Origin of the sequence: Gordonia sp. VNK1, assembly GCF_040049135.1 — a bacterium.
Classification (GTDB): Bacteria; Actinomycetota; Actinomycetes; order Mycobacteriales; family Mycobacteriaceae; genus Gordonia; species Gordonia oleivorans.
Genome location: NZ_JBDZDJ010000008.1, coordinates 170,034 through 183,452 on the forward strand (window position 1 = coordinate 170,034; position 13,419 = coordinate 183,452).

Sequence of the window (13,419 nt, forward strand, 5' to 3'; positions counted from 1 at the left end):
TCCCGACGATCCATAACGGTGTCGGTGCCTGCGTGCAGCAGGCCAAACGGCAGCCATCTGTGTCGCGCGACTGCAATGGATGCAGATCGCGAATCGAATTGCAGCACAACGTAAACAAAGTCACTAGTAGCAAGTCGTGGCCGCTTTGAGACGAACTCGCAGGAAAGACACCGGATTGTCGGAGGACCGCGATACGATTCCGTCGTTTCGGCCCCATGCATGGAAAGGCTCAGCCCAGCCATGAAGATCCGCACAACCGCAGCCGTCCTGCTCACCGTCGTACCGATGCTTGCGGCTTGCTCGGCCAGCGACACAACCTCCGCGACTTCGAGTACCGCGGCCACGACGGCGGGAACCAACTCGCGCGGTGCGATCGAGGTCGACCTCGGCCAGCCCGTGACTGTCACCGACAGCGCCGGAAACCTCGTGCTCAACGTCACCGGCACCCGGCTCGACACCAGCGGCTGCGCCCCGGCAACCGGCGAAGTGACGCAGGCGAAGTTCGTCGCCACTATCAAGACCGGCAACGTGGAGACCGACCAATGGCTGTGGGAATCGGACTTCTACTACGTCGACCCAACGGGGAAAGTCGTCGAGAACATCGACGTCACCCAGAAAGCGGATCTGTGGTTCCCGTGCACCGAGTCGGTCCTGCTCATCAAAACACCCCCGAACTCGATTGCCGACGGGTCACCAACCCTCGCGATCCCCAATAACAGCACCACGATCGGCTACCACCTTGAGGCCGGAGGAGTCGACCAACGCGTCGAGTGGAAACTGCCAGGTGGTCTCTCGGCAGCCGTCCAGTCAACCGCGGCTGAGACTGCAGAATCGGAAACCACCACCCAGGAACAGCCTGCTACCACAACCGCCTCCGAAACCACCTACCCCACTGGGACGGTGCCAGGCGAAGGCGCTGACCTAAACAGTGGCATCCCGTCCGAGTGGGACCGCGACGGCAACGGACTCATCGATACCGACGCACCCGTCGGTGACGGCGACTGCGACAACCCGCAATGCCTCCTCGGACCGAATGGATGACACACCTGGCGGACGAGTACCGACGAACCGAGCATCGCCACTGAGTTGATCGGCAAGTCGGCGGGGCGCAGGCGGGTTGACGTCCGCAAGCTGCGGCAGAGGTCGACACCGTGACCAAACGGCGCCTATTCGGCGACTTGAGCCCGCTCAACTCCGTGAAGTAGAAACACCCCGCACCTGTTCACGCAGGTAGCGGGGTGTTTCCGTGGTGCGCCCGTAGGGATTCGAACCCCAAACCTTCTGATCCGTAGTCAGATGCTCTATCCGTTGAGCTACGGGCGCGTAGCTATTCAGTTGTCACAGTCTACGAGAGACTGTCACCGCGGTCGGCGCGACTGCGGTCGGCGGAGGCGAGAGGATTTGAACCTCCGGTCCCGTTTTAGCGAGACAACTCATTAGCAGTGAGTCCCATTCGGCCGCTCTGGCACGCCTCCTGACGGAGTCCTTTCGAACTGCCGGATCGAAAGATTACACACCGGTTGCCCACAGAAGCAAACCGCGCGGTCAGCGGGCTGCGGGCACCGTTTCCGGCCCGAGGGGCCCGCGCGCCCCGAACGCGGTCACGCACCGTCGGACACCTACAGTGGAGCGGTGAGCCTGCGCATCCGAGAAGACCTCGACGACCTGCCGGTCTACGTTCCCGGCAAGACGTTTCCGGACGCGGTCAAACTCGCCAGCAACGAGGTCACCCAGGGACCGCTCCCATCGGTCCTCGACGCGATCACCACCGCCGCGTCGAATGCGAACCGCTATCCCGACAACGCGATGGTCGATCTCACCGAGGCCCTGTCGAAGAAGCTCGACGTGAGCCCCGAGGAGATCCAGGTCGGCTGCGGGTCGGTCATCCTGTGCCAGAACCTCATCCTGGTGACGTGCCGGCCGGGTGACGAGGTGGTGTTCGGGTGGCGGTCCTTCGAGACCTATCCGCTGGCCACCCGCCTCGTCGGCGCCACACCGGTGCAGGTGCCACTGACCGGCGACGACGTCTACGACCTGGCCGCGATGTCCCGCGCGATCACCGACCGCACCCGGCTGATCTTCGTGTGCAATCCCAACAACCCGACGGGCACCGTCGTCACCGCCGACGACCTGCGCACGTTCCTGCGCTCGGTGCCCGACGACGTGATCGTCGCCCTCGACGAGGCCTACTTCGAATACATGCGCCTGGACGCCGAGCACCGGTACGACGCCCTTGAGTTGCGTCGCGAGTTCACCAATCTGGTTGTGCTGCGCACCTTTTCGAAGGCTTACGGCCTGGCCGGCCTGCGCGTCGGCTACGCCGTGGCCGACCCCGCGGTGATCACCGCGCTGGGCAAGGCACATGTCCCGTTCTCGGTGAACAGCGTCGCCCAGGCGGCCGCGATCGCGTGTCTACAGGCCGGTGACGAACTGCTCGCCCGCACCGACGACGTCGTCGCCGAACGGGCCCGGGTGACCGGCCGGCTTCGCGCCGCGGGCTATCGGGTGCCGGATTCGCAGGCGAATTTCGTCTGGCTCGACCTCGGCGAACGCGCCATCGACTTCGCGACCGACGCCGTCGGTGGCGGTGTGGTCGTGCGCCCCTTCGCCGGCGACGGAGTGCGGGTGACGGTCACCCATGTCGAGGAGAACGACCGTTTCCTGACCTTCGCCGAGGGCTGGATCCGCAAGGGCCGCTGACGACATCGGGGGCGTCGACGTCGTCGGCATCAGGCCGGACGCGCGATCGCAGCCGAGTCACCCTTGGTGACAGCCGCCGCGTGAGGGCTGGACTCAGTAGTACAGCCCGCGCGACACCGTGTTCCAGGCGGCTGGCAGGTCCTGCTCCCAGTAGGCCCAGGTGTGGGTGCCGATGAGCCGGAAGCCGTCGGTGTAGGCGACGCCGTGGGTCCGCATATCCAGGGCGAATTCGAGCGAACAGCGGTAGGCGCCGACCTCGAGCGCCGACGACGACGCGGTCACTGCCTCGGGCGGGCCCTCGTCGGGTTCGATCCGGCGCTGCAGGTCGAGCGGCCCGATCGCTCCGGACCCGGCGGAGATGAAGATGTTCTTGCCGCGCAGGGTGTCGAGATGCAGCGACGGATCGTGTGCCTGCCATCCGGCAGAGCCGAACGGCCCCCACATGTTGGTGGCGTCCCCGCCGTCGCGGCCGACGGTGGTGCGGACGTAGGCCTCATTCGCCGCCCCCGACACCGGCGGGCAACCGCTGAGCGAGGCGAGCCCGGAGTAGAGGTCGGGATGACGGATGGCGAGCGCGAAGGCGGCCTGACCACCCATCGACAGGCCGATCACGGCGTTGCGGCCGCTGCCGTTGAAGGTCGAATCGATCAGCGGGGGCAGTTCCTTGGTGAGGAAGGTTTCCCACATCGGCTTGCCGAGTTTCGGGTCCTTCCGCTGCCAGTCGGTGTAGAAGGTTCCGGCTCCACCGACGGGGAGCACGACGTTGACGTTCTTGTCGGCGAAGAATCGTCCGGCATGACCCTTGGTGATCCAGTCGCTGACGCCGCCCTCGGCGCCGGCGCCGTCGAGCATGTACACGGTGGGACGCGGACCCGACGACCCCTCGGGGGTCAGCACCGACACCTTCACCCGCTCGTTCATCGACGGCGAGTCGACCCAGATGTCGGTGCGCAGCACACTCACCGGTTTGGTGGTGACGATCCGCGCCACATGATGTGGGGCCGCATCGGCGACCGGCGGTGCGACGACCCCCATGCCGAGGGCGGCAACGCCGAACACCGACGCCACCAGCACGGCCACACGCCTTGTCATCATCACCATTCCGCTCCACTTGATCCGGCGAATTCCGGACGATGAACCACCGACGCGGGGTGTTGAAGCCTCCCCCAGACTCATCACCAACAGTCTCAGCCTGAAAGGATACGCACGGGTGACCACCACGTGAACCCTCGACGAGTACTTCACAGATTGCATTCAGGAGCACACCACGCGTGAGTACCACAAAGCCCACCCGCAGGGCAGCAAACACCGCAGGTGAGAGCGGCCCCGCTCGCCTCGCCGCAGGCGAATTCGCATTTCTGGCAACGATTCCGGTGCGCTGGTCGGATATGGATGCCTTCGGTCACATCAACCACGCGCGGATGGTCACCCTCATGGAGGAGGCCCGCATCCAGTGGTTGCTGTCCGCGGGTGAGGAGTACACCCCGCTGATCAAGAGCGCGATGATCGTGCACGTCGAGATCCGCTATCAGAGCCAACTCCGCCACGACGATTCGCCGCTGGCAATCGGGATGTGGATCAAGGGTTTTCGCTCCGTCGACTTCACCATCGGCTACGAGATCCGGGGCGCCGACGCCGATCCTGCGTCGAAACCGGCCTGCGTCGCGAGCACCCAGATGGCCGTGGTGGACATCGAGAAGCACAGCCTGCGCCGACTCACCGCCACCGAGAAGGGGTACCTCACGGCCTGGTCACGCTGAGGGACTCGACGACGGCTACGGTTCGTACCGCGCCGGTAGCTCCTGACCCACCGACAGCCGAGCAATGTTGCCCGCCAACACATCTCGGTAGATACGCAGTTGTTCCTCGCCGCTGCGCACCTGTTCGGAGAGCCGTTTGGCGTTGTCCATCGAGATCTCCCGATCACCCGAGCGGGCAACGAGTTCATCGATCCGGTCGTCGAGGGTGGCGGCCCGGTCGTACTCGGCGAGGATGCGCAACTCGACCGCGGCCGACTCCACGACGTGGGCCACCTCGGACAACGCCTGCACGCGGTCGATCAACTCGGTCCACACCGGGCGCAGCGTCGTCTCCCGACGATCGAGTTGCTCGGCGAACGCCGCATCGAATCCGCCGCTGCGTTTGGCCCGATCGAGCTCGACCCGGACGGCGCGCAGCGCGATGATGTCGGCGGCGATCTCGACGAGCTCGGCGTGCAGATTGACCTGGGTGCGTTGCACCGCAAAGTGATCCGAGCGCCACGCCGGATTCATCATGATGCGGTCGTAGTAGTGACCGGCGATGAACAGCAGTGCCTCGTATCCGTCGACGAAGTTCGACGACCCGGGTGCGGCGGGCACCTGATTCTGTGCCGCGGGTGCGGTTCGGGGCATCGACGCGGTGACCTGATCGGCCCACTGCTCCACCTGCCGCTTACCCGAGCGGGCCGCGACCTGTCCGACGACGCCGGCGATGAGGTCCACCGCGGCCGTCCCGGCCCGCCGCACGGCCCGCAGTGTTCCCACGTTGGGGGTCGGCGTACACAGCAACCCGGCGAACAGGCGCTCCCGCTCCTCGATCTCGAGGTAGATGTTCTCGCGGCGCTCCCGGCGGATCGCCCGGGTGCTCCCGGCGAACACGCCCTTGCCGGTGACGATGGCCTTGTGGGCGTCGTCGCGGCGACGCGCCAGCCCCGACAATCGGTTGCGGAACACCGCGGCCACCACACTGGGCATCATCGCCCCGGACAACTGCTGCTCGGTCTGCACGATCGTGCGTTGCAGGCGGCGCAGCTCCCCGAAACCGCCGGGCAGCGTGGGCATCGGCAGACCGGTGGAGACACGGCGGATGACGATCGCACGACCGGCGGGGGTGAGGTATCCGGACGCGACGAGGACCGCGGCCACGTCGGAGAGCTCCGGTCGGTCGCCGGGCATGGCCGCGCGATCACACCACTCGCGGATCTCGGCGCTGGTCGGTCCGCTGAGGTGGCGGGCACCGGGGCGTTGAGCAGGCCGATGGGCGTCGTCGATCATCGTTCCCGGCTCCTTTCCTGACGTGGTCGAATGCGCCGGTGAGAAACGGCGGCGACCGTATGCATCCATGCTACCGGCGGGTTGCGACGGAACCGGGCGTTCGCGCCCGCCACAGCGGCCGGGTCACCCGATGCAACACCCAGGCGAGCAGCGTGCTGATCACCACGGTGATCAGCAACGCGATCACCAGATTCCCGGTGAACACCCGGTACCCCAGCACCGCCATCACCACCTCGAGCACGATGACGTGCACGCAGAACAGTTCGTAGGAGATCTCGCCGAGGAACACCATCGGCCGGCTCGCACACACCCGCGCCCACCAGGACCGCTGATCGGCGCAGGTCAACGGCACTATCAGGCCGACCGCGACGATCAGATACAGCACGTGTTTGACGATCGTCGCCGACGCGGTGGTCGGCGTGATGGTCGGTTCACCGGCGATCTCGCCCGCCGACACCACGAAGGCCACCACCGCCGCGAGCACCCAGCCGGTGGCGTGGGACCGCCGGATCATCGGCGCGCACACCGCGAGGATCATTCCCGCCACGAACCATCCGAAGAACGACGGCGCCCACAGCCGCGCCGTCGGACTCAGCCCGGTGCTGCCGGCGACGATGACGATCCAGACCGGACTGACCAGCAGCAGCGCCGACAGACCGGCCAGCAGCAGATCGGGCCGCCACCGGCCGGGCGCCCCGGTCAGCCATCCGACGCCGACCACCAGCACCCAGCCGATCAGCGGCAGCACCAGGTAGTAGACGACCTCGGCGGCCAGACTCCACATCTGGGTGAGCCCCGAATGCAGGTACCCGAGACCGTAGACCTGCGTCAGCGTCATGTTGCGCAGGAACCCCGACCAGCCGGCACCGGTCAGCGACGGCTCACCGGCCGGTGGCGCGAGGGCGTAGATCAGATACACGCCGATGACGGTGATCCAGTACGCGGGCAGGATGCGTCGTGCCCGATGCCAGAAGTATCGCCCGACGGCCGGTGTCGCCGTCGACGAGCGCGCGGCGCGCACCCACGGGGAGAAAAGCAGGAATCCGGACAGCACGAAGAAGATCGCCACCCCGACCTCGAACCGCGCGAACAGCCGTCCCACCACGTCGTCGGTGTAGTGACCGGTCCAGAACGCCGCATGGGTCACCACGACCGACACCGCGGCCACGGTACGCACACCGGTGAGCGAGGGGACACGCGAGGCCATGCGCCCGATCCTGCCAGGGGCGAAACGCTCGGCCACCACAGCCGTGGGAGATGAGGTACCGGGGAGATGGCACGATGACACCATGTCGGCCACGCCGGACTCCGGCCACCACGAGGTCATCCGCGGTCAGATCTGGCGCGACGGACACAAGGTCGACGGCTTCGATCTGGCGAGCATCTCCGAGCACCTCCGCTGCGAGAACACCCTCATCTGGGCCGACCTGGACTGCCCCTCACACGAGACGCTGACCGCACTCGCCGACGAACTCGACCTCAACAAGTTCGCCATCGAGGACACCATCGCCGCCGCCGAACGCGTCAAGACCGTCAACTACCGCAACTACACCTTCATGACCGTCTACGCGATCTCCGAACGCGAGCCGGGCACGGTACCGCCGCCGCGTGACGCGGTCGCCGGCTCCCCCGACCACCACTCCCCCTTCGCGTGGCGCGCCAAAACGTTCACCCTGCAACGGATTTCGATCTTCCTCAAGGAGAACGCGCTGATCACCGTCCGGCTCTCACCGGGCTTCGACATGGGCCAGGTGGCCACCCGGTGGGAGGAGGTCGGCGGTGAGCAATACGGGATCGGCGCGTTGCTGCACGGCCTGCTCGACGTCGTCGTCGACGGCCATTTCGACGCGGTGCAGCGACTCGACTCCGACATCGAGGACCTCGAGGAGACCCTGTTCGACGACACGATGCGTTCCCACGATCTGCAACGACGGACCTTCGATCTGCGCAAGGATCTCGTCCTGCTGCGGCGCGTGGTGGTGCCGATGCGTGAGGTGATCGCCGGCATCCAACGTCGACGATTCGAGAATCAGGCCCCACCGGAACTCGATCCGCACTTCTCCGACCTCTATGACCACGCCCTGCGCGCGGCGGAGTGGACCGAGTCGTTGCGTGACATGGTGACCACCATCTTCGAGACCAATCTGTCGCTGGCCGACGCGCGTCTGAACACGGTGATGAAGAAGCTCACCGCGTGGGCCGGGATCGTGGCGGTGCCGACGGCCATCACCGGGTATTACGGCCAGAATCTGGATTTCCCGTTGTTCCAGACATTCACCGGTTTCCTGGTGAGCACGCTGCTGATCCTCGTCGTGGTCGTCGCGCTCTACGTCGGTTTCCGACGGCGCGACTGGCTGTAGGGGGCTCCGGCGAGGTCCGCGGTCAACGACCCCGACCCCCGGGTGGCACCTCAGTCCCTCGGGTCGGGCCGGGGATACGACGTGACTTGGGTAAAGTTTAATGCGGATTGGAGGCCGCACAATGTCGCTTTTTTCCGTTCCGGTCAAGGCGGTTCAGATCGCTGTCGGTGCCGCCCTCGTCGGCGGTGAGTCGGCGGTGCGAGCCGGACGCTGGGCCGAGGACACCACCCGGGCAACGCTGTCCTCGATCGCTGCCGACGTCACCTCGATCGCGCAGACCACGGCGTCCGCATCCGCGGGGATGATCGCCGAGGCCTTCGGGGGCACCCCCGCACGCCGGATCACCAGCAACGGTGACGTGCATTGGATCGAGGTCCGCGGCCTCGACACCGATTTCGACGCCCTCGCCGAGGCCGTCGCCATCGCACTCGACGCCACCCCCGGCGTCACCGACGTCCACGTCAACGGACCGCTGTCGCGGGTGATGGTCACCGTCGCCGCGGGCGGGCCGTCGGCTGCGGACCTGGCGGCGGTGATCGCCGACGCCGAACGCCGGGCCCCACGCGAGGCCACACCCCCCGCCTTGGCTCCGCTGCCGGGCGACGACAATGTCATCGCGGCCGATCTGATCGGGTTGGGTGTCGCGGGCACCGCGCTCGTCTCGGCGGCCGTGTACCGCTTCCTGCCGCTGCCGGTGGTCTCCGATGTCGCCGCCGTCCCGGCAACCCTGCTCAACAATCACCCCCGCCTGCGCGGCATGGTCGAGGATCGCCTCGGCGCCGATGGCGCAGATCTGCTCCTCTCGTCATTCCAATCGGTGACCGGCATCGTCACCGCGGCCCCGATGTCCGTCCTGGTCACCGCGACCGCCCGCGCCGTACAGAGTGCCGAGGCACTCAATGCGCGCCGCGCGTGGCAGCAGCACGCCACCGCTCTCGCCGGACAGGCACGCAAGATCGATGTGGTGGCACCGCTTCGGGCGGACCCGGCAGGTCGGCACACACGCCACGGGCCGCGGTTCGACGAGATCTCGATGAACGTGGGGCTGGGCGGCTCCGGGATCCTCACCATCGCCGACGGCCTGCGCACCGCCGCCGACGCCACCCTGGTCTCCGCCCCGAAAGCCGCACGGGCCGTACGAGAGTCGTTCGCCGCCGCCCTGTCGCGGGGACTGCACCTTCGTCACGGCGCGCTGGTGATGAACCCCCGCGTCCTACGTCGCCTCGAGGACATCGACACCCTCCTGGTCGATCCGCGAGTGCTGTTCACCGACGAACTCGCCGTCACCCAGATCGCCGGGGTCGATCACGACGACCGTTCCCGCGTCTGGAAGGCCGCCACCAGGGCCTTCGACGAGGGCCTACTCGAGCCCGGCTGGAATCCGTTGGCGCCCCACGTCGACGGCGCCTCCGATGCGTCGGCGCTCGTCAGCCCGATCCGCCAGCCGATGGCCTCGGCGCTGCTGATGGAGGCCCGCCGGGCCGAAGTGCGCGTGATCACCTTCGCCAATGACGGATTGCATTCGCTGCGACAGGGATTCGATGAACTCCTGCCCGACGGCAAGGACCCCGATCAGGATCTGTTCGACGCGGTCGTGCGGCTACGCACCGACGGCGCCCGTATCGCCGTGATCTGTCGGGGTGCCGACGACGCGGCGCATGCCGCCCACCTCTCGGTCGGTCTGATGGACCGGGTGGACGCACCGAGTTGGTCGGCCGACATCCTGGTCCCCGACCTCGGCGCGGCCTGGCGCGTGCTGCACGCCCTGCCCGCGGCCCGGGCGGCCGCGCAGCAGGGAAAGGCGTTGTCCACGGGCGCATCGCTGCTCGGCACGCTCATGCTGATCCCCAGCGTTCCCGGATACGGGCCCGATTCGGTCAACGTCTCGGCGATGTACGCGTTCTGGTCCGGATTCTCGGTGGGGCGGGAGGTCTTCGACGAGCAACTGCCGCAACCGGATTCGGGACATGACTGGCATGCGATGCCCGTCGACGAGGTGCGTCGGCTACTGCCGATGCCGGCTCCCGAACCCATGGACACTTCCGTGGCGCACCGGGTCGCATCATCCCCACCCCTCCGGATTCCCCGGACCACGATCAGCGGGGCGTGGCGACGGGTGCGCGACTTCACCGACACGATGCGCGACGATCTCGCCGATCCGATCACCCCGATCCTGACCACCGGCGCGGCCGCCAGCGCGCTGCTCGGCTCACCGCTCGACGCGGTGATGGTGTCGGGGGTGTTGCTGCTGAACACCGCGATCTCGGCCCAGCAATCGCTGCATGCCGAGCGCCTCCTGCGGTCGATGCTGGCCGTCCAGGAACCCCTCGCCCGGCGCCTGACGTCGGCCGAATACGCCGGTGCACTCGGCGCCGCGGACTACGCCGAGGTGCGCGCCGGACGTCTGCGGCCCGGCGACCTGATCGAGGTAAGGTCCGGTGAGGTGGTCCCGGCCGACGCCCGCATCATCGACGCCGACGCCGTCGAGGTCGACGAATCGGCGCTGACCGGCGAGTCGCTGCCGGTGGCCAAGAACACCGCCGACACCCCGGGAGCACCGCTGGCCGAGCGGACCGGAATGCTGTTCGCCGGCACCACCATGGTGGCCGGCAAGGCCCACGCGGTGGTGACCGCCGCCGACGGGGCGACACAGGTCGACCGTGCGTTGGCGCTCTCCCCCGCCCAGTCCAAGTCCGTCGGATTGGCCGCCCAACTCGGCGAGATCACCAAACGCGCACTGCCGTGGGGCCTGGCCGGCGGAGCCCTGGTCGGCGCTCTCAGTCTGTTGCGTGGCACCCCCGTCCACGAGGCCGCCTCCGGCACCGTCTCGGTGGGTGTGGCCGCTGTTCCCGAGGGCCTCCCGCTCGTCGTCACCCTGGCGCAGTCCGCATCGGCGCGACGGCTCACCGGGTCGTCGGTGCTCATACGCAACCCGCGCGCCATCGAGGCGTTCGCCCGGCTGGACGTGGTCTGCTTCGACAAGACCGGCACGCTGAGCGAGAACCGTCTGCGGGTGACGTCGGTGCGGGCCCTCGACGGCGCCACCGAACGTGACGTCCTCGAGGTGGCCGGGGCCACCATGCTGGTCAACCGCGCAGGCAAGGTGGAGCACGCCACCGACGCTGCGATCCACCGCGCGGCCACCGAGGCCGGGATCGGGTTGGCGACCCTCGACGGATTCCTGCCCTTCCAATCCGACCGACCACTCGCGGCCGCCGTGATCGGCCGCCGCCTCATGGTCAAGGGCGCACCCGAGGCGCTGGTGAGCGCACTCGACCCGGCCGACCGGGACATCCTGCACGACACCGTCGCCGACATGGCATTGCAGGGTTTACGCGTGCTCACCGTCGCCGAACGCACCCTGACCGCGGCCCAGGCCACCGCAGCCGCCGATCCCGCCGTCCTGGCCGAGCTGTGCTCGGCGGAGCTGCGGTTGATCGGCACGATCGGTCTCAGTGACACGCCCCGCGAGGGCGCCCGCGAACTGCTCACCGACCTGCAGGCCCGGAACATCGGAGTCCGGCTGATCACCGGTGATCATCCGGTGACCGCGCGGGTCGTCGCCGGCGAGCTCGGTCTCGACGTCGACGACGGCCACGTGATGACCGGGGCGGACTGGGACGTGCTCGACGCGTCGGCGCGCGTCGAGGCCGCCCGCACCCACCAGGTCTTCGCGCGGATGTCACCCGAACACAAGGTGCAGGTGGTCGCGGCACTGGAATCGGCCGGCCTGATCACCGGCATGGTCGGCGACGGGGCCAACGACGCCGCCGCCATCCGCGCCGCATCGGTCGGAATCGGGGTGGCGTCGAAGGGCAGCGACCCGGCCCGGATGGCCGCCGACGTGATGCTCCTCGACGGCGACATCGGCGCCATCATCGACGCCCTCGACGAGGGTGAGCAGCTGTGGCGGCGTGTGCAGTCGGCGGTGTCGGTCCTACTCGGGCACAACGTCGGTGAGGTCAGCTTCGGTCTCATCACGACGGTGCTGACCGGATCGCCCGCTCTGAACGCCCGTCAGATGCTGCTGGTGAACATGCTCACCGACGCGCTGCCGGCCGCGGCATTGGCGATGAGCCCGCAGAACGAGCCCGACGTGGCCGGGCGTCACGATGAGGCCACCATCTGGCGTGCGGTGGCGGTCCGTGGCGTCTTCACCACCACCGGCGCGACGCTCGCCTGGACGCTGGGGCGCCTCACGGGCACACCCGAACGGGCGGCCACCATCGGATTGGTGGGATTGGTGCTGACCCAGATGATGGAGACCCTGGGCGATTCGCACGGGCCGTTGGTCGTCGCGACGAACGTCGGCACCTTCGCGGTGATGGCGGGAATCATCAGCATCCCGGGCGTCAGTCAGGTGTTCGGCTGTACTCCGGTGGGACCCATCGGGTGGGGCGAGGCATTCGCTGCGGCCTTCGCGGCCGCTGCCATTGCCAAGACAATGCCGAGCGTCATGGACCGGCTGGCAGAGGAACTTCCTAAACTACTCGTCGATGCTCAGCACACCGACACGGACGAGGACGGCGTAGACGTGCTCGAGAGCAGGAGTGAGCAGACGAACGCCGGAGTCGACCAGGGCATCGGGCCCGAGAGAGCGAGTGATCTCCGTCATGACAGGTGAGCCTACCCCAAGTCCTACGGAAACGGATAGGGGCAAACCGGAAGAAGGGACTTCGGTCCTCGACGATGTTCGTCACCTCGTCGCGACCCACAACGACGTCTCCAAGATGGTGCGTGACGCACGTCGCTTCTCGATCAATCTGCCGCTGGTCGGCAAGGTCGCGGTGCCGCAACCCAAACAGTTGGCGTTCTACGGGGTGCTCGGTGCGCTGGCCGCGACCGGGGCCATCGAGTGGCCGGTTGCGGTGGCCCTCGGCCTCGGTGTCGCGGTGACCGCCAAGGCCGTCAGCGCCTCCCCCGCCGCGCCGCAACCCGCGCTCGTCGCGGCCCAGCCGGTCATCGTCGAGCAGATGATCGTCGAGCGGGTGACCACCGAGCCGGCGGCCGACGACGTGGCCGACGTCCTCGGGACCGAGCCCGCGACACCGGCTGCGACCCGCACGACCGCCGCCACGAAGGCTGCGGCGACAAAGGCACCGGCGAAGAAGGCACCTGCCACGAAGTCCCCGGCGCGGAAAGCCCCCGCGAAGAAGACCACTGCGGCAAAGGCAGCGGCCAAGAAAACCCCGGCGCGAAAGACTGCGGCCAAGAAGACCCCAGCGACGAAGACCACCGCGACGAAGACTGCCGCCAAGAAGACCACCGCCAAGAAGTCCGCGCCGCCCGCTCCCGCGCCTGTCACCGAGCCCACCGACTGAGGT

General features: G+C 67.8%; 9 protein-coding genes, 2 tRNA genes and 1 pseudogene. 6 read left to right on the forward strand and 6 right to left on the reverse strand.

The annotated features are described in order from the left end of the window. Nucleotides 1-426 precede the first annotated feature (426 nt). Nucleotides 427-1,041 carry a hypothetical protein gene (locus ABLE94_RS12610; protein WP_348808900.1) on the forward strand — a complete coding sequence of 205 codons (615 nt, stop codon included), beginning with the start codon at nucleotides 427-429 and terminating at the stop codon, nucleotides 1,039-1,041. Nucleotides 1,042-1,247: 206 nt separating this feature from the next. Here the strand turns inward: ABLE94_RS12610 and ABLE94_RS12615 are convergent. Then, nucleotides 1,248-1,323, reverse strand: a tRNA-Arg gene (locus ABLE94_RS12615). 63 nt (nucleotides 1,324-1,386) lie between these two features. Beyond that, nucleotides 1,387-1,475 (reverse strand) — tRNA-Ser (locus ABLE94_RS12620). 157 nt (nucleotides 1,476-1,632) lie between these two features. Between ABLE94_RS12620 and hisC the strand changes: the two genes are divergently transcribed. Then, complete coding sequence (hisC, locus tag ABLE94_RS12625; RefSeq protein ID WP_348806265.1) at nucleotides 1,633-2,700, forward strand: histidinol-phosphate transaminase; 1,068 nt, start codon at nucleotides 1,633-1,635, stop codon at nucleotides 2,698-2,700. 93 nt (nucleotides 2,701-2,793) lie between these two features. Here hisC and ABLE94_RS12630 read toward each other — a convergent pair whose 3' ends face one another. Continuing rightward, the gene (locus tag ABLE94_RS12630; protein ID WP_348808926.1) at nucleotides 2,794-3,792 is read right to left on the reverse strand and encodes an alpha/beta hydrolase; all 999 of its coding nucleotides are present in this window, start codon (nucleotides 3,790-3,792) and stop codon (nucleotides 2,794-2,796) included. Nucleotides 3,793-4,088: 296 nt separating this feature from the next. On the opposite strand from ABLE94_RS12630, the gene ABLE94_RS12635 reads away from it, so the two are divergent. After that, nucleotides 4,089-4,460 (forward strand): acyl-CoA thioesterase, encoded by a 372-nt coding sequence (locus ABLE94_RS12635; protein ID WP_425476194.1) that lies wholly within the window; start codon nucleotides 4,089-4,091, stop codon nucleotides 4,458-4,460. Nucleotides 4,461-4,475: 15 nt separating this feature from the next. Here the strand turns inward: ABLE94_RS12635 and ABLE94_RS12640 are convergent, their stop codons facing one another. Together ABLE94_RS12640 and ABLE94_RS12645 are read right to left on the reverse strand one after the other, a co-directional pair. Continuing rightward, a complete protein-coding gene (locus ABLE94_RS12640; protein WP_348806263.1) occupies nucleotides 4,476-5,735 on the reverse strand; it encodes a hypothetical protein in 1,260 nt (419 codons plus the stop codon). A gap of 70 nt (nucleotides 5,736-5,805) precedes the next feature. Continuing rightward, the gene (locus tag ABLE94_RS12645) at nucleotides 5,806-6,942 is read right to left on the reverse strand and encodes an acyltransferase family protein (RefSeq protein WP_348808901.1); all 1,137 of its coding nucleotides are present in this window, start codon (nucleotides 6,940-6,942) and stop codon (nucleotides 5,806-5,808) included. An 82-nt stretch (nucleotides 6,943-7,024) separates the two neighbouring features. Here ABLE94_RS12645 and ABLE94_RS12650 point away from each other — a divergent pair, with 82 nt between their 5' ends. Both ABLE94_RS12650 and ABLE94_RS26430 read left to right on the forward strand, forming a co-directional pair. Further along, nucleotides 7,025-8,095, forward strand: a complete 1,071-nt coding sequence (locus ABLE94_RS12650; protein WP_348808902.1) for a magnesium transporter CorA family protein — start codon at nucleotides 7,025-7,027, stop codon at nucleotides 8,093-8,095. Nucleotides 8,096-10,322: 2,227 nt separating this feature from the next. After that, nucleotides 10,323-12,470: pseudogene (locus tag ABLE94_RS26430) on the forward strand (cation-translocating P-type ATPase); the annotation flags it as partial. 111 nt (nucleotides 12,471-12,581) lie between these two features. On the opposite strand, the gene ABLE94_RS26435 reads toward ABLE94_RS26430, so the two are convergent. Further along, entirely contained in the window at nucleotides 12,582-12,710 is a 129-nt protein-coding gene (locus ABLE94_RS26435) for an Rv1535 domain-containing protein (protein WP_425476195.1), read from the reverse strand. Between ABLE94_RS26435 and ABLE94_RS12660 the strand changes: the two genes are divergently transcribed. Further along, nucleotides 12,709-13,416 (forward strand): hypothetical protein, encoded by a 708-nt coding sequence (locus tag ABLE94_RS12660; RefSeq protein WP_348808904.1) that lies wholly within the window; start codon nucleotides 12,709-12,711, stop codon nucleotides 13,414-13,416. The two genes, ABLE94_RS26435 and ABLE94_RS12660, sit on opposite strands and share 2 nt — an antisense overlap. The last annotated feature ends 3 nt before the right edge of the window (nucleotides 13,417-13,419 follow it).